The 16,588-nt window shown below is 34.8% G+C and carries 15 protein-coding genes and 2 tRNA genes; 10 read left to right on the top strand and 7 right to left on the bottom strand.

What is annotated here, in order from left to right:
* The first annotated feature begins 63 nt into the window (after positions 1–63).
* The 9 genes from trxA (at position 64) to apaG (ending at position 8,512) form a co-directional block, all read left to right on the top strand.
* The gene (gene trxA, locus OA86_RS11450) at positions 64–381 is read left to right on the top strand and encodes a thioredoxin (RefSeq protein ID WP_039353252.1); all 318 of its coding nucleotides are present in this window, start codon (positions 64–66) and stop codon (positions 379–381) included.
* A gap of 127 nt (positions 382–508) precedes the next feature.
* Positions 509–582: transfer RNA gene (locus tag OA86_RS11445), tRNA-Asp, on the top strand.
* Positions 583–614: 32 nt separating this feature from the next.
* Positions 615–688, top strand: a tRNA-Asp gene (locus OA86_RS11440).
* Positions 689–904: 216 nt separating this feature from the next.
* Positions 905–2,173, top strand: coding sequence for a glucose-1-phosphate adenylyltransferase (locus OA86_RS11435; RefSeq protein WP_039353250.1), 1,269 nt, complete (start codon positions 905–907; stop codon positions 2,171–2,173).
* Between the two features lie 78 nt (positions 2,174–2,251).
* Positions 2,252–3,289, top strand: coding sequence for an SRPBCC family protein (locus OA86_RS11430; protein WP_039353247.1), 1,038 nt, complete (start codon positions 2,252–2,254; stop codon positions 3,287–3,289).
* A gap of 96 nt (positions 3,290–3,385) precedes the next feature.
* Positions 3,386–6,193, top strand: coding sequence for a 2-oxoglutarate dehydrogenase E1 component (locus OA86_RS11425; RefSeq protein ID WP_039353244.1), 2,808 nt, complete (start codon positions 3,386–3,388; stop codon positions 6,191–6,193).
* Between the two features lie 6 nt (positions 6,194–6,199).
* Complete coding sequence (locus OA86_RS11420; RefSeq protein WP_039353240.1) at positions 6,200–6,766, top strand: hypothetical protein; 567 nt, start codon at positions 6,200–6,202, stop codon at positions 6,764–6,766.
* 18 nt (positions 6,767–6,784) lie between these two features.
* On the top strand, positions 6,785–8,041 hold the full coding sequence (gene odhB, locus OA86_RS11415) for a 2-oxoglutarate dehydrogenase complex dihydrolipoyllysine-residue succinyltransferase (RefSeq protein WP_039353236.1): 1,257 nt from the start codon (positions 6,785–6,787) through the stop codon (positions 8,039–8,041).
* A gap of 84 nt (positions 8,042–8,125) precedes the next feature.
* Positions 8,126–8,512 (top strand): Co2+/Mg2+ efflux facilitator ApaG/CorD, encoded by a 387-nt coding sequence (gene apaG, locus OA86_RS11410; RefSeq protein ID WP_039353234.1) that lies wholly within the window; start codon positions 8,126–8,128, stop codon positions 8,510–8,512.
* Between the two features lie 16 nt (positions 8,513–8,528).
* Here apaG and OA86_RS11405 read toward each other — a convergent pair whose 3' ends face one another.
* The 5 genes from OA86_RS11405 to OA86_RS11385 form a co-directional block, all read right to left on the bottom strand.
* Positions 8,529–9,086, bottom strand: coding sequence for a 3'-5' exonuclease (locus OA86_RS11405; protein WP_246008057.1), 558 nt, complete (start codon positions 9,084–9,086; stop codon positions 8,529–8,531).
* A gap of 47 nt (positions 9,087–9,133) precedes the next feature.
* Positions 9,134–9,901, bottom strand: a complete 768-nt coding sequence (locus OA86_RS11400; protein WP_052257502.1) for an alpha/beta hydrolase — start codon at positions 9,899–9,901, stop codon at positions 9,134–9,136.
* Positions 9,902–9,919: 18 nt separating this feature from the next.
* Positions 9,920–10,780 carry an alpha/beta hydrolase gene (locus tag OA86_RS11395; protein ID WP_039353228.1) on the bottom strand — a complete coding sequence of 287 codons (861 nt, stop codon included), beginning with the start codon at positions 10,778–10,780 and terminating at the stop codon, positions 9,920–9,922.
* A 67-nt stretch (positions 10,781–10,847) separates the two neighbouring features.
* A complete protein-coding gene (locus OA86_RS11390) occupies positions 10,848–11,810 on the bottom strand; it encodes a glycosyltransferase family 2 protein (RefSeq protein ID WP_039353405.1) in 963 nt (320 codons plus the stop codon).
* A gap of 28 nt (positions 11,811–11,838) precedes the next feature.
* A complete protein-coding gene (locus OA86_RS11385) occupies positions 11,839–12,714 on the bottom strand; it encodes a lysophospholipid acyltransferase family protein (protein ID WP_039353225.1) in 876 nt (291 codons plus the stop codon).
* Positions 12,715–12,807: 93 nt separating this feature from the next.
* Here OA86_RS11385 and OA86_RS11380 point away from each other — a divergent pair, with 93 nt between their 5' ends.
* Positions 12,808–13,389: a thioredoxin family protein gene (locus OA86_RS11380; RefSeq protein WP_039353402.1), complete on the top strand. Its 582-nt coding sequence runs from the start codon at positions 12,808–12,810 to the stop codon at positions 13,387–13,389.
* A gap of 41 nt (positions 13,390–13,430) precedes the next feature.
* Here the strand turns inward: OA86_RS11380 and OA86_RS11375 are convergent, their stop codons facing one another.
* Positions 13,431–14,792 carry an aldehyde dehydrogenase gene (locus tag OA86_RS11375; protein WP_039353223.1) on the bottom strand — a complete coding sequence of 454 codons (1,362 nt, stop codon included), beginning with the start codon at positions 14,790–14,792 and terminating at the stop codon, positions 13,431–13,433.
* 64 nt (positions 14,793–14,856) lie between these two features.
* Positions 14,857–16,455 carry a GMC family oxidoreductase gene (locus OA86_RS11370; RefSeq protein ID WP_039353220.1) on the bottom strand — a complete coding sequence of 533 codons (1,599 nt, stop codon included), beginning with the start codon at positions 16,453–16,455 and terminating at the stop codon, positions 14,857–14,859.
* Positions 16,456–16,588: the final 133 nt, after the last annotated feature.

Below are 16,588 nucleotides of genomic sequence, written 5' to 3'. Positions count from 1 at the left end.
CTTTTTGACTTAGCGGGAAAATTGTAAATTTGTACTTTAAAATTAATTTAAAAATATTATAAAATGGCATTAGAAATTACAGATCAATCATTTCAAGAAATGGTTTTGAATTCAGATAAACCTGTATTGGTAGATTTTTGGGCAGTTTGGTGTGGACCTTGTAGAATGTTGGGACCAATTGTGGAAGAAATTGCTACCGATTTTGATGGTAAAGCAGTCGTAGGAAAAGTAGATGTTGATAATAATCAACAAGTTTCTGTAGACTATGGAATCCGAAATATACCGACAATTTTGATCTTCAAAGGCGGACAAGTAGTTGATAAAATCGTAGGAGTTGCATCGAAAGAAGTGATTGCTGAAAAATTATCTGCACATTTATAAAAAATAATCAAGTGATAATGAATGCTTTCTATAAAAGGAAGCATTTTTTTTGTGAAAATGTTTTGTAGATAGGGATAAAGTTGTATTTTTGCACTCACCAAAAAGAAGCATAACTTCTTATTCTAATGATCCGGTAGTTCAGCTGGTTAGAATGCCGCCCTGTCACGGCGGAGGTCGCGGGTTCGAATCCCGTCCGGATCGCAAAAAGTTTATCAATTACTTTTCAAAAAATTGATCCGGTAGTTCAGCTGGTTAGAATGCCGCCCTGTCACGGCGGAGGTCGCGGGTTCGAATCCCGTCCGGATCGCAAGTCTCTCAAATTTATTTGGGAGACTTTTTTTTCCCTTATTTTCAATTAAAATTGCAAAATTCAAATAATTTTTAATTCTCAATTCCCTTTCACAATCATTATTTAAATCCTATTAAATCAATAATTCTCCCTTAATAAAATTTTGTTTAGTGCGTAAAAAACACTAATATTGTTATAAATCAAACATCTCCCAAACAACAAAATATATTAAGTATGAAACCCAATGTCATCTCAATCGTACTCGGTGGTGGAAGAGGAAGTCGGCTGTTTCCGTTAACCTATTCCCGGTCAAAACCTGCTGTTCCTATTGCAGGAAAATACAGATTAGTTGATATTCCAATTTCTAACTGTTTAAATTCGGGCTACAATAAAATTTTAGTTTTAACCCAGTTTAATTCAGCCTCTTTAAATTCTCACATCAAGAATTCTTACCACTTTGATATATTCAGCAGAGGATTCGTGGATATTTTAGCCGCAGAACAGAACGTAGAGAACGATAAGTGGTATCAAGGAACAGCAGATGCAGTGCGCCAATCTATGAAGCATGTTGATAAATATGACTATGAATATATTTTAATTTTATCCGGTGATCAGCTTTATCAGATGGATTTTCGGGAACTGATTGATTACCATTGCAAAAATGAAGCAGATATTACCATTGCCACAATTCCTGTAAATGCAAAAGATGCGCCTGGTTTTGGTATTTTAAAATCAGATGATGACGGAAATATTACCTCATTTATTGAAAAACCAAGTCATGATTTACTGAATGACTGGAAATCAGAAGTGTCCGAGAAAAGCAGAAATGAAGGCAAAGAATATCTGGCTTCCATGGGAATTTATGTTTTCAGCAAAGCAGTATTGAAGAAAATGTTTTCAGAAGATCCTGGCGACGATTTTGGAGGCGAATTAATTCCGAACGGCATAGGAACCTATAAAACATTAAGTTTCCAATATGATGGTTATTGGACAGATATCGGAACCATTGAATCTTTTTTTGATGCTAATATTGATCTAACGAGAGATTTCCCCAAATTTAATCTTTTCAGTAATGCACCAATTTATACCAGAGCAAGAATGCTTCCTCCTTCAAAAATTTTAGGATCATATGTAAGCAAAGCTATTTTTGGCGATGGCTGTATTGTAATGGCAGATAAAATTGAAAATTCTATTGTGGGAAACCGTAGTAGAGTCGACAAAGGAAGCACTTTGATGTGTACTTACATGATGGGAGCAGATTCTTATCAAAATACCGAAGATATCGTTTCCAATGATCAAAATGGAATCCCAAATCTCGGTGTAGGAAAATATTGCTATATAGAAAATGCAATTCTCGATAAAAATTGTAGTATTGGTGATAATGTTCGCATTATCGGTGGGAAACATCTTCCCGACGGCGATTACGAGAACCATTCAATCAAAGACGGAATTGTGGTAGTGAAAAAAAATGCAGTGATTGGTGCAGGAACCATAATTCCTTAAATAAAATAATTCGATCACGAAACACGGCAATATTTTTATCGCCGTGTTTTTTTGTGCTAGTTTTTGTATTTTTGCGCCATGCGTTGGTTAAAATACGGAACTCTTCTTATCATTTTTTTCTTTGCAGTTTATGCTGTTTCTATGTATTTTGTGGAAGAAAATAAAAATTTCACCATCGAAAAAGAAATTAATTATCCTGTGGAAAAAGTCTTTCCGCAATTTAATAATCTACAGAATTTCAGCAGTTGGAATTCTTTCTTTAGTCAAAATGATCAACTGACTTTTGAATATTTCATGCCATACGAAGGGCAGGGAAGTTCCATGACTTTTCACGATAAAAAAAATGAAAATATTTTCGGTGATTTGTTTATACGTTATGCAAATCCGAATAAAACATTGCGATACCGCTTATTCGAAGGCAAGCAAAGCAATCCTTATCTGATTGATGTGAAATTCATAGCCAATCATGAAAAAACAAAAATTGTTTGGTACATCCAAACTCCGAAACAACCATTTTTAAAGCGTTCTCTGAATTTACTGACCGAGGATTATATTGCAGATCAGATTGATACAAGCATGAAAAATTTGTATAGTATGTTGGGTAATAAAGTGGATAAAGATAAAAAACGTGAAAGTATAAAATTCGATAGCTTGATGGTGGAGAATCAAGAAGGTCAGTTACTCTTAGGACTTAATGTGAATTCCAAAAATGATAAAAATGCCCTGTTCAAAAATATTACTATCAATCACAACAAAGTGCTGAATTATGTGAAAATGGATTTGGCGAAGAAAAGCGATGAATACGGAGAGCCAATACTAATCACAGATGCAGATAATTTCAAAGACAAAGAAGTTTCTTATTTCTACGGCATTCCACTTTCAAAAAGAATTGGAGTTTCAGATAATAATTTTAGTTTCAGAACGCTTAATGCTTCAAAAAATTACGTCATTTATTACCGCGGAAATTATGCCGGAAGAATAAAATCAATCCAGGAATTACTTCTCAAAGCAAAAAAAGATACCCTTCGCAGTGGAGAATTACAGCAGACCTTTTTGGAGGAACCTCGAGACGAGGGGAATACGGTAATTAAATTGTCATTGCCCGTTTTTAGATAATTTTTTTAAGTTTTTTAAAGGTCTTTCAGCTTTATTACCTCACTTTTTTTTGCTAAATTTGTCTTTTGAATAAAATAAAGAGTTAATCTGTAAAAAATGGACAAATTTTCATTCCTGAATGCTGCACATTCGCAGTTAATAGAAGACTTATATCAGCAATATTTAAAATATCCCGATTCTGTAGAGCCTTCCTGGAAAGCATTTTTTCAGGGATTTGATTTTGCGCTCGAAAATTATAGCGAGGATGATTCGGAAAATATTTCAGCACCATCAATGCAAAATTCGGCACCAGTTTCGAATCAAATTATTTCTAAAGCACAAATTCCTGATGACATTCAAAAAGAATTCAAAGTTCTTAATTTGATTGAAGCTTACAGACAACGAGGTCATTTGTTTACTAATACCAATCCTGTAAGAGAAAGACGTCACTACGAACCAACTTTGGATATCGAAAATTTTGGACTTTCATCAAGCGATCTAAATACTAAATTTAATTCTGCAACCGAAACAGGAATGGGTGCTGCTGCTACGCTGCAAGAATTGATCATCCATCTTGAAAAGATTTATTGCGAATCGATCGGGACCGAATATATGCACATTAACAATGTTGCAGAAAAAAAATTCATCAGAGAATGGATCACCGTTAATGAAAATCATCCTAAACTATCAGTTCCGGAAAAAACGGAGATTTTAGAAAAATTGAATCAGGCAGTTGCTTTTGAGAATTATCTTCATACCAAATTTGTTGGTCAAAAAAGATTTTCTTTAGAAGGTGGCGAATCTCTTATTCCAGCTTTAGACCAGTTGATCACCCGTTCTTCTCAATTGGGAGTTGATGAGGTTGTGTTAGGAATGGCTCACCGCGGGAGATTAAGTGTTTTGACTAATATTTTCGGAAAATCCTACAAGCAGATATTTTCTGAGTTTGAAGGTAAAGAATTTGAAGAAGATGTATTTTCCGGTGACGTGAAATACCATTTAGGATCATCCAAAATTATTAAAGCAGAATCTGGTGAAGAAGTTATCATTAATTTAACTCCAAATCCATCACACTTAGAAACTGTAGCAGCTTTGGTAGAAGGAATCTGTCGCGCTAAAGTTGATCATAAATACAAAGATTACAAAAAAGTTTTACCAATCGTTATTCATGGTGATGGTGCTCTTGCCGGACAGGGAATTGTCTATGAGATCGCACAAATGATGACGTTGGAAGGTTATAAAACGGGTGGAACGATTCATATTGTTGTGAATAATCAGGTTTCATTTACCACCAATTATATTGATGCACGTTCATCTGTTTATTGTACAGATATCGCAAAAGTGACCGAATCTCCTGTGATGCATGTAAATGCAGATGATGTAGAAGCAGTTGTTCACGCGATAAGATTTGCTGCAGATTTCCGTTCGGAGTTTGGTAAAGATGTTTATATCGACTTATTGGGTTATAGAAAATACGGTCATAATGAAGGTGATGAACCTCGGTTTACCCAACCAAATTTATACAAATCGATTTCAAAACACCCAAATCCAAGAGAGATTTATAAAGCAGAATTAATCAAAGAAGGTGTAGTTTCTGATGAGGTTCTAAAAGAAATGGAATCTAAATTCAAAAAACTTTTAGATGAGGATTATGATGCTTCAAAGGAAATTGAAAAAAATACAATGAATATTTTCATGTCTGATGACTGGATTGATTTTCCGTTGAGTCCGAAAGACGCGATGCAGATTCCTGTCAACACAGGTTTTAATTTAGATGAATTAAAAAAACTCGCCATTAAAATGACGACGTTGCCTGCAGACAAAAAATTCATTTCCAAGATCACAAGACTTTTTGATAACCGTTTGAAAATGATCGAAGCCAATTCTTTGGATTGGGCACTTGGCGAATGGTTGGCTTACGCCACTTTGCTGGTAGAAGGAAATGATATCAGAATTTCTGGTGAAGATGTAGAGAGAGGAACTTTCTCTCACCGTCATGCAGTTGTTAAAACAGAAGATACAGAAGAAGAATATATTCCGTTGAGACATATTTCCGAGAGCCGTTTTGATATTTACAATTCACACCTTTCCGAATATGGAGTGCTTGGTTTTGATTATGGTTATGCCATGGCTTCTCCACAAACTTTAACGGTTTGGGAAGCGCAATTTGGAGATTTTGTCAATGGAGCGCAAATTATTATCGACCAGTATTTGGTAGCCGCAGAAGAGAAATGGAAAATTCAGAATGGATTGGTAATGCTTCTTCCGCATGGTTTTGAAGGTCAAGGTGCAGAACATTCTTCCGCAAGATTAGAAAGATTTTTAACGCTTGCTGCAAACGAAAATATGACGGTTGCCAATGCAACAACTCCTGCAAATTATTTCCACTTGCTGAGAAGACAGTTAAAATGGAATTTCAGAAAGCCATTAATAGTAATGACTCCGAAATCTTTGCTTCGTCATCCTAAAGTTGTTTCTCCGCTGGAAGATTTTGCAAACGGACAGTTCCAACCGATCATCGATGATGCTGCTGCGAATGCAGATAAAATTGAAAAACTGGTTTTCTGTTCAGGTAAAATTTACTACGAACTTTTAGCTAAAAAAGAAGAGTTGAATTGCGATACAATTGCTTTGGTAAGATTCGAGCAACTTTATCCACTTCAGAATGATAAAATTGAAGAAATTTTCGCAAAATATAAAAATAGGAAAGAACTTCTTTGGGTTCAGGAAGAGCCAGAAAATATGGGAGCCTGGACTTTTATCTTAAGAAATTTTAGAGATACGGGAATTCAGGTTATTGCAGCAGTTGCAAGTGGAACGCCAGCTCCTGGAAGTCACAAAATGTTTGAGAAGAATCAGAACAATGTGATCAACAGAGTTTTTGACCGAGACGATGCACCTGTAAAAAGACCTGTAACTGCTTAATTTTAGATGAAAAAAATCTTTTTATTTTTAAGTTTAATTCTTTGTGTTCCGTTTTTTGCGCAGAACATGAAAGCCGAAATTGAAAATCAGTTTCGGAATTACAATAACTTAATTATTGAAAAGAATTTTGAAAAAGCACTTCAGCTTTATGGTAATGAAGATTTCTTGAAACTCTTTTCGAAAGAGCAGTTGGTTGAAAAGATGAACGCCATGTTCAATTCACCGGAAATTGATTTTCATTTCGTAACTCCTGAAAATATCGTGGTAAGTGATAAAATTATTGATCAGAAAGAAAAGAAATTTGTAAAAATCGATTTTAAGCAAAAACTTGAAATGAAATTTAATGAAGCTGATCTGAATAAAGATGATTTGTTGTCTGCTTTGCAAAAATCTTTCGGTAATGAACATGTTAAATATAACGATAAAACGGGTTATTTCTTAATAGATACGGACAAAACAGCGGTCGCAAATTCCACTGATTTAAAAAACTGGAAATTTACCGTTTTGGAAAAAAAGCAAATTCCAGTATTAATAGGATTTATTCCAGAGCAATTTTTAAAAGATTTAAAATAATAAACAAAAATATTAACGATGTCAATATTAGAAATGAAAGTCCCGTCGCCGGGAGAATCCATCACAGAAGTTGAAATCGCATCTTGGTTGGTAAAAGACGGCGATTTTGTAGAAAAAGATCAACCGATCGCTGAAGTTGATTCCGACAAAGCAACGCTGGAACTTCCTGCAGAACAAAGCGGTGTCATCACTTTAAAAGCGGAAGAAGGTGAAGTGGTACAGGTGGGACAAGTTGTTTGTTTGATCGATACTACGGCTGCAAAACCAGAAAGTTCAGCTGCTCCAAAAACGGAAAATGCTGAAGCTCCACAAGCAGAAATAAAGGTTGTTGAAAAACCAGCGATCGTTCAGGAAGCTAAAAAAGAAGAAAAACCAGCTGCTACAAGTTATGCATCGGGAACTCCTTCTCCAGCAGCTAAGAAAATTTTGGACGAAAAAGGAATTGAAACTGCTCAAGTTTCAGGTTCTGGAAAAGATGGTAGAATTACGAAAAATGATGCTGAAACTGCCTCTGTTGCAGCGATGGGATCTGCTTCTTCTACAACCGGATCCAGAGGTTCAAGCACTACAAAACTTTCAGTTTTAAGAAGAAAAATAGCAGCAAGATTGGTTTCAGTGAAAAACGAAACTGCAATGTTGACTACTTTTAACGAAGTTGATATGTCTGAAATTTTCAGAATTAGAAAACAATATAAAGAAGAATTTTCTCAAAAACACGGCATCGGTTTAGGATTTATGTCTTTCTTCACCAAAGCAGTTACAAGAGCATTACAAATGTATCCTGATGTAAATGCTTCTATCGACGGAGATTACAAAATAAATTACGATTTTTGTGATATTTCGATTGCAGTTTCTGGACCAAAAGGTTTGATGGTACCGGTTCTCAGAAATGCTGAGAATATGACTTTCAGAGCTGTTGAAGCAAACATCAAATCCCTTGCTGAAAAAGTAAGAGATGGTAAAATTACCATTGATGAAATGACAGGGGGTACTTTTACATTAACGAATGGTGGTACTTTCGGATCGATGATGTCTACGCCAATTATTAATCCGCCGCAATCTGCAATTTTGGGAATGCACAATATTCTTCAGAGACCGATGGCGATTGACGGACAAGTTGTAATTCGCCCAATGATGTATTTGGCGGTATCTTATGATCACCGAATCATTGATGGTAAAGAATCTGTAGGATTTTTAGTAGCCGTGAAAGAAGCGATCGATAACCCCGTACAATTCTTAATGGATGGTGACGAAAGAAAAGCGCTTGAATTGTAAAAGTTATTTAAAATATTTCTAAAATATTCATAATCCCGCTAATTAAAGGCGGGATTTTTGTATTCAATAAAAAAAATAACTAATATGTTTTCTGCAACTACATTCGATATTAAGGTTTCCGTTGTTCCAGAATACGACATTAAAAACAGTTTTCCCTCAGAAAACCGTTTTATTTTTCGTTATCACATTACAATCGAAAACCTAAGCGACTTTCCCATCAAACTACTGCGAAGAAAATGGTTGATCTATGATGTTGGTTTCGGTTTTACTGAAGTGATGGGAGATGGAGTGATCGGTTTAACTCCCGAAATTCATCCGGGTGAATCTTTTAAATATTTTTCGAATGTCAATCTCAGATCCGGAGTTGGAAACATGTCTGGAACCTACTTTTGCAGCCATCTTCTGACCAATGATAATTTAGAAATAGAAATTCCGAAATTTAATTTAGTTGCCCAGGTTTTGAGTAATTAAGTTTCCTAATTTCCGATCATAGAATTTTTAGATTTTTTTTCATTACCTCACTTACCTCTTCATTTCTCGTCAGCATTAATCTCTCAAAGGCGAGGAGCGATATTTTCGCACAAACTTCTGCATCAGCTCCGGCTCTGTGGTGGTTAAACTGAATATTATGCTGTTCAGCCAAAGATTTAAGTCCATATTTTGGTAGATCTTTCCAGGATTTTTTCGCTAAAGAGATACTGCATAAATAATTAATTTTCGGTTTAAAAAAACCATAATAATCCAGACAGCTTCGCAAAACTCCCGCATCGAAACCAGCGTTGTGAGCGATCATCAAATTTCCGTACATCAGGTTTTCTGCTTCATGCCAGATCTCTTCAAAAGTGGGTGCGTTCTGAACTTCTTTGGGAGTGATCCCATGAACATCAATATTTCTTGGGTGAAAATAAGGGAAACTTGGAGGTTTAATAAGCCAGGTTTGTGTTTTAACAATCACCCCATTTTCAACGACGCAAATTCCCATCTCGCATGCAGAATTTCTTTCGTGAGTCGCAGTTTCAAAATCAATGGCGCAGAAATCAATCAATTTTTTATCATTTTTTTAGATGTTATTTAAATTTGTGAAGGTATTTTTCAGTAGAGAATATTTTTTATTTCATTAATGAATTCTTCAAATGAAGCTAAGTCATCATGATTAGCACCAGAAATTTCGATGAATTTTTTTTCTATTTTTGGTTGCGATTTCTCAAAAACCTCAAATAATTTTTTGCCGGATTTTAGTGGAATTACCTTATCTTTTGTTCCATGGAAATGATACAGCGGAACTTTCACTCGAGGTATAATTTCGTTGGACATAAAATGATAAGTCATCGTCGGAGAAACGCGATCGGTCACTTTTTTTGGTAACCAACGGTTTACAATATCCTGCAAATTAAAAAATGTAGCTTCTAAAATCAAAGCTTTTGGCTGATTATCAGCAGCAACTTTTAAGGCAAAAACACCACCCAGACTTCGTCCGTAAACGACCATCTTTTCCTCTCCATAAATCTTCTTTGCAAAGTTATAGAAAAACTGAGCGTCAGAATAGAGTAGATCTTCATTTCTGGGACCCGAACTTTTCCCATAACCGCGATAATCCATTACCAACACATCATACCCAAATTCTGTAAATTCACCGGCAATTTTCCCCCATCGATGAAGGTTAGCCGAGTTTCCGTGAAAATAGAGAAGAACACCTTTTGGATTTTTAATTTTGAAATGAAGAACATTGATCGTTCCCTCAAACGGTGTTTCCCAGAAATATTCCTCGAAATCTTTTTCAAAGTCGAATTGGTGTTGATTCGGTAAAATGACTGGTAAAAAAACTACTTTTTCCTGAAAGTATTTTAGGATTTCCGACATGATGCAAATTTATGAAAACTAATTTTTCCTGTGGCTTTCATTCATACTTGTTTTATCCATATCGATAAAAACTTTTCGCTCCTCAAAAATTTCTTCCATCACGCGATGGTATTCTTCAAACTGATGAATATTAATATGGCCTGCTCCTAAAATTACATAAAGTCTCGTCAGTTTGGGATTAATTTCCGACAGGTCTATCGCGGTTTTTATAGGAACTAAATTATCGTCGCTTCCGTGAATAATTTTAATAGGGCAAAGAACATTTTTTAGATAATGAAAAGTCGGAATATTATAACGAAGAAAAGGTTTTGCAGGCATAAAAGGAAGATAACGGTGAATAGTCCGCAAAAGTGAGTAGAGCGGAGAAGTGAGAATCAACATTCGCGGATTATTTTTTGCAGCCAGTCTTGCCGCAAATCCCGAACCGAGCGATCGACCATACACTATAATTTTATCCTCGGAATATTCTTTTTTAGCAATGTCATAAATAAACTGGGAATCGCGTTTCATCGCTTCAACCGTTCTTTTCCCGGTACTTTTCCCAAAGCCACGATAATCCATCATGATCACTTCGTAACCCAATCTTGTAAAGTCGATCGCAAATTTTCCCCAGCCTTTGATGCTTTTGGTATTTCCTTTCAAATAAATGACGACTCCTTTGGGATGATCTACGAGAAAATGGAGATAATTAATTTTTGCACCAGGTTCAGTTTCTACAGTCTTTTCCTCGGCTTTTAAATTATCGTAAGCAAACTTGAAATCTGGCGCCAATTTCTCCGGTTGGAAGAAGAATTTATGTTGAAAGAAATAAATGAGTAAACCCAAAATCAGGATAACAGTGACAGCGATGGTCAAAATAAAGTAAATATCTATTTTCATATCAATGATATAAATTTAGATAAATTTATCAGAAGAACAGGATATAAGTTGAATTTTTACGAAATGATTAAAGAAAATGTTTAAATATTAACCATTTTAAACCGTAGTAAGTTTTAATTTGATTTTTACCCCGACGCTTTATCGTTCCATAAAATTGTCTGTACCAACTTCCGTGTGCTCTGATAACTGCCCAGAAATGAGCTAAACCATTCGTCAAACCTAAATAAATTCCTGCAAATCCGTCTAAGATCATACGAAATGGGATCAACCAAATTAAAGTTGCAAGTGGAAGATTTTTCAACAGCATTGAAAGGTTATTCCTAAAATTTAAAAAAGTTTTCTGTGGACTCTGTTTATTTAAAGTTCCGCCTCCAACGTGATAAATTGTAGATTTTCCAGTATAAAATATTTTCTTTCCCGAATTTTTTAAACGCCAGCAAAGATCGATTTCCTCCTGATGCGCAAAAAATCTTTCATCAAAACCATTTTGAGCCCAAAAATCTTTCGATCGAATAAAGAAACAGCAACCTGAAGCCCAGAAAATTTCGGTTTCATCGTCATATTGTCCTTCGTCCTTTTCAATGTTTTCAAAAATTCTTCCACGGCAATAGGGAAATCCTAAATTATCGATAAAACCACCTGCAGCTCCCGCGAATTCGAAATAATTTCGTCGGTTGTAATCTAAGATTTTAGGTTGAATGGCCGCAATAGTTGAATCACTTTGAAATAATTTTAAAACGGGCGAGATCCAGTTATCAGTGACTTCAACATCAGAATTTAAAAGACAATAAATTTCGCTGTCAATTTCTTTTAAACCTTCATTGTAACCGCCTGCAAATCCGTAATTCTTTTCGTTTTGAACAATTTTTACGCTCGGAAAATTCTCTTTTAAAAAAGAAACAGAATCATCTGTTGAAGCATTGTCAATCACAAAAACAGCAGTGTTTACAGAGTTTGAAATAACATTGGGAAGAAACTTTTCTAACCAACTTTTTCCATTCCAGTTTAATATGACGATTGCTAAATTCAAGATATAAAAATTAATACAGACTTCAAAACTAAGAACCCATGAATTTAATCGCATTTTGATATTTCCATCTTCTGTGAGACCAAAGATAATTATCGGGTCGTTTGTTAATGGTGTTTTCCAGCAGACGGTGAAATTTTTGCACCACTTCATGTTCCACAAACTTTTCTCCGTCAGGATATATTCTGTAATAATTGATTTGATAATATCCCCTTTTTACTTTCTTCATCTCACAAAAAACAAACGCAAGATCGATCCTCGTCGAAAGTTTATCATATCCAACAAAAGCCGGGGTTTTTTGATTCAAAAAGTTTAAACCATAAGTAACCTCCGAATAATGTGGAGTTTGATCTGCGACAAACATATAAACAGAATTTCCATCATTGGGATTGCGGAAGATATGACGGATCACCTCTTTTGCTTCTAAAGCTTGATTCCCAAATCTGTTTCTAAGGGATTTTATCTTTTCTTCCCAGAAACTGTTCTGCACTTTTCTATAGACAGGAAAACTATTTTCTTGCGGAATAATCGTCGCTAAAGCGTTGTACCATTCCCAGTTAAAGATATGACCTGCAAGCAAAATCACATTTTTATTTTCTGCTTTTGCCTCCTGAAAAATGTCCTGATTCAAGTGCTGCACCCGAACTCGCAATTCCGTAGAAGAAATGGTAAAGGATTTGAAAGTTTCTACAATGTAATCGCAAAAATTGACGTAAAATTTTTTCTCAATTTTTTTTAATTCTAAAGGCGACTTTTCCGGAAAAGAATGCTGTAAATTTTCAAGGACCACTTTTCTTCTGTAACCGATCAGATAATAGATCACAAAAAACATAAAGTCCGAAATCAGGTACAAGATCCGCAATGGAATTTGTGATAACAGCAGGATTATTTTAAATAAAAATTTCATAGATAATTTACAAATTTAACGATAATAAAGTTTATCGTTGGCTCTATTTTTGTTAATTTGCGACGAATAAATAATATAAAAAGAATGATTGATATGAATTTCAAGGTTCTCGCTTTTTCGTCATTGCTGATCACTAGTTTGGCATGTTCGCAAAAAACTGATCAATTAAAAACTCAAAACAGTGTTAAAGATAAATCGCTAATTGTAAAAGTTGACAGCACCGCTATTTTAGAAGCAAAGAAAAAAGCTGCTGCAGCCGAGATCGCAAAGCTTCCGAAACCTTACAACGACAAAGAAAATGCAGAAGCTAAAATCGCAGAATTGGTTAAACAGGCAAAGAAAGAAAATAAGAACGTCATGATTCAAGCTGGTGGAAACTGGTGTATCTGGTGTTTACGATTCAATAATTACGTTCAAACTACGCCGGAATTAAAGGAAGTAGTTGATCAAAATTATATTTACTATCATTTGAATTATTCGCCGGAAAATAAAAATGTAAAAGTTTTTGCAAAATATGATAATCCCGGAGCAAAATTCGGCTATCCTGTTTTCCTGGTTTTAGATCAAAACGGAAAACTTATTCATACACAGGACAGCTCAGTTTTAGAAGATGGAAAAGGATACAGTTTAGAAAAGACCAAAGCATTCTTCAAGGAATGGTCGCCGAAATCATAATTATAAAAAAGTCTCGTCAAATAAATGACGAGACTTTTTTTTTATAATAGTTTTTTGATCCAGTTTAATTTTTTGTCTGTGTAAGGTGGATATTTAAAATCCGGTTCTGCCCAGGTTGCACGATCCAAAATTGATTTCTGATGTGAAAATGCGTCGAAGCCAAATTTCCCGTGATAATTTCCAATTCCCGAATTTCCGACGCCGCCAAATGGCAGATAATCATTGCTTAAATGCATCACTACATCGTTAATACAACCGCCACCAAAAGAGATTTTCGAAACGAAATTTTCTTTTTCTTCAGAACTGGCCGTAAATAAATAGGCAGAAAGTGGTTTTTCCTGTGCAGCGATCTGAATTAAAGCTTCATTGAAATTTTTAAAAGTCAAAACCGGTAAGATGGGTCCAAAGATTTCCTCCTGCATCACTGCATCATTCCAGGTAACATTTTGAAGGATCGTTGGTTCGATAAATCTTTTTGCGGCATCTGTTTCTCCACCAAAGAATACTTTATCCTGATCGATTAATTTAGTAAGTCTTTCAAAATTTCTATCATTAATAATTTGCGTGTATTCCTTAGAATCTGCTTGATAATTAAATTTCTGAATGTAAGATTTTAAGGAATCCAGAAAACTGTCCTTTACTTTTTCATCAACTAAAATATAATCCGGTGCGACACAGGTTTGACCCGCGTTCAGAAATTTCCCCCATACAATTCTTTTCGCAGCAACTTCAAAGTTAGCAGAAGAAGTTACGATTGCCGGACTTTTTCCGCCCAGTTCTAAGACCACGGGCGTTAAATGTTTTGCCGCAGCTTCATAAATGATCTTTCCGACTTTCGGACTTCCTGTAAAAAATATTTTGTCGAATTTTAATTTTAGAATTTCAGTGGTTTCTTCTACGCCGCCTTCTGCAACGAACAAATATTCTTTCGGAAAATTTTCATTGATGATTTTCGCCATTGCTTTCATGCAATTTTCTGCAATCTCGCTTGGCTTTACAATACACGTGTTGCCCGCTGCAAGAGCTGCAACCATTGGTGAAAGTGAGAGTTGTAAAGGATAATTCCACGCCCCGATCACCAAAGTACAACCAAGTGGTTCTGAATAAATCTTACTGGAGCCAAATTGATTGGCTAAATTAGTTCGGACGCTTTTACGTTTCGCTAAGGATTTTAAATTATTCAAAAAATAATCGATATCCTTAATGACAAAGGAAATTTCTGTCGTGTACGTGTCAAATTTAGATTTTCCAAAATCTTTATAGATCGAGTCACATAATAATTCCTCATTTTTTAGAAGAACTTCTTTCAGTTTTTCTAAGTACATTTTTCTGAATTTCAGATTTTTAGTTTTCTGAGTGTTAAAGAAATCCCGCTGTTCTGCTAAAATATTTTGAAAATCCATTATTTTTTATTTATAATTTGAAGTAAATTTAGTCTAATATTATTTGTAAATTTCTGAAAATCAATTAGTTTTTTAATATTAAATCTGCTGCCTTTTCCCCAATCATAATACATACCGCATTCGTGTTTCCAGAAATAATATCAGGCATTATCGAAGCATCTGCAACTCTGAGATTTTGAATGCCGTGTACTTGCAAGTGATCATTCACCACAGAATTTTCACCATTTCCCATTCTGCAGGTTCCAACTGGATGATAAAGCGTTTCTAATGTTTTTTTAAGGTGCTCGATCAAAACTTCATCAGATGAATTTCTTGCGGGCCAATTCATTTTGCTCATTCGGACGCCATCAAAACTCGGCGAATCCAAAATCGCCATGGCTTTTTTTAAGCCGATTAATAATCGTTTGACGTCGTTTTCTTTCGATAAAAAATTAGGTTGAATTATTGGTGCAACTCTGCTGTCACTAGATTGCAAGCCTACAAAACCTGAACTTTCAGGATGAAGTAAAATTGCTAAAATCGTATATCCATTGGTTAGCGGAAGTGAAAACGGATTGTAAAGGTTAGCTTTATAATCATTTCCCATGTGCAACGGTGAAAAATGAAACTGTAGATCTGGAATTTCTTTATCTTCTGAAGATTTAAAGAAGGAAGTAGTTTCAATAATAGAGTGGTTGAGCAAAGATTCCTTTTTTCGAAAATATTGAAATAAATTGTTGACGAAACCCGTTTTTTTAATGATATTATTTAATCCATTTATATTACTGAAATCGCTGGTTCCAGTCCAGACGTGGTCTTTTAAATTTTCGCCAACTGCAGGTAGATCTTTAATTAAATCGATATTAAATTTTTCAAGTTCCTCTTTTGGACCAATTCCGGACACTTTTAATAGTTGTGGGGATTGAATTGCACCCGCACAAAGAATCACTTCTTTATTGCAAAATATTTTTTGAGAGGTGTTTTTGCCTGTGTAAATTTCTACGCCGATCGCTTTTCCATTTTCAATCAATATTTTTTTTACGAAAGTTTTTGTTTTGATCGTTAGATTTGTTCGATCATATATGGGTTTTAGAAATGCTTCATACGTGCTTTGACGAATATTTTTGTCAATCGTGTATTGTAAAAATGAAGAACCTTCCTGTTTCTCACCGTTATAATCTTCATTAAAATTTAAGCCGTTTTCTTTACAGGCTTCAATAAATTGATAAGTCGATTTGTTATATTCTTTTCTCAATGAAACATTCAATTCTCCATCCTTCCCGTGAAAATCATTATTAAAGGAATGATTATTTTCAGATTTTTTAAAATAGGGCAGAACCGATTCGTAATTCCAGTTTTCATTTCCCTGCGCTTGCCAATCATCATAATCATTCGGGTTTCCGCGAACGTAAGCCATCGCATTTGTGGCACTCGAACCCCCTAAAGATTTTCCTCGTGGAATATAAATTTTTCGATTATTGACGAATTTTTGGGGTTCAGTTGAAAAAGCCCAGTCCATTTTACTGCGATTCAATAAACTATACCAACCCGGAATTTTCGATAAAAAACTCGGTTTTCCACCGGCTTCTATTAATAAAACAGCATTTTCTGGATTCTTACTCAACCGATTAGCCAAGACACAACCAGAGGAACCTGCGCCAATAATTATAAAATCTACATTCATTTCTTTAGAGTCTAATTTTTAAATTTAATCATTTAATTGACCATTTTTCAAAAAATCAATGATATTTAATAATGCTTTAAATAAGATAATAACAAATAAATTTTATTTAAGATTGATTAACTTTTATTTCTCC

Source organism: Kaistella jeonii (assembly GCF_000812865.1).
GTDB classification, from domain to species: Bacteria; Bacteroidota; Bacteroidia; order Flavobacteriales; family Weeksellaceae; genus Kaistella; species Kaistella jeonii.
Note: the sequence above shows the minus strand (reverse complement) of the source record. Positions and strands in the feature narration are given on the sequence as shown.

What these genes read in the sequence shown, in the direction of transcription:
- OA86_RS11385 (WP_039353225.1), bottom strand. Translation starts at nt 12,714, where the DNA reads ATGAAATTTTTATTTAAAATAATCCTGCTGTTATCACAAATTCCATTG.
- OA86_RS11395 (WP_039353228.1), bottom strand. Translation starts at nt 10,780, where the DNA reads ATGAAAATAGATATTTACTTTATTTTGACCATCGCTGTCACTGTTATC.
- OA86_RS11420 (WP_039353240.1), top strand. Translation starts at nt 6,200, where the DNA reads ATGAAAAAAATCTTTTTATTTTTAAGTTTAATTCTTTGTGTTCCGTTT.
- OA86_RS11380 (WP_039353402.1), top strand. Translation starts at nt 12,808, where the DNA reads ATGAATTTCAAGGTTCTCGCTTTTTCGTCATTGCTGATCACTAGTTTG.
- OA86_RS11370 (WP_039353220.1), bottom strand. Translation starts at nt 16,455, where the DNA reads ATGAATGTAGATTTTATAATTATTGGCGCAGGTTCCTCTGGTTGTGTC.
- OA86_RS11425 (WP_039353244.1), top strand. Translation starts at nt 3,386, where the DNA reads ATGGACAAATTTTCATTCCTGAATGCTGCACATTCGCAGTTAATAGAA.
- OA86_RS11400 (WP_052257502.1), bottom strand. Translation starts at nt 9,901, where the DNA reads ATGTCGGAAATCCTAAAATACTTTCAGGAAAAAGTAGTTTTTTTACCA.
- OA86_RS11375 (WP_039353223.1), bottom strand. Translation starts at nt 14,792, where the DNA reads ATGGATTTTCAAAATATTTTAGCAGAACAGCGGGATTTCTTTAACACT.
- apaG (WP_039353234.1), top strand. Translation starts at nt 8,126, where the DNA reads ATGTTTTCTGCAACTACATTCGATATTAAGGTTTCCGTTGTTCCAGAA.
- odhB (WP_039353236.1), top strand. Translation starts at nt 6,785, where the DNA reads ATGTCAATATTAGAAATGAAAGTCCCGTCGCCGGGAGAATCCATCACA.
- OA86_RS11430 (WP_039353247.1), top strand. Translation starts at nt 2,252, where the DNA reads ATGCGTTGGTTAAAATACGGAACTCTTCTTATCATTTTTTTCTTTGCA.
- OA86_RS11435 (WP_039353250.1), top strand. Translation starts at nt 905, where the DNA reads ATGAAACCCAATGTCATCTCAATCGTACTCGGTGGTGGAAGAGGAAGT.
- trxA (WP_039353252.1), top strand. Translation starts at nt 64, where the DNA reads ATGGCATTAGAAATTACAGATCAATCATTTCAAGAAATGGTTTTGAAT.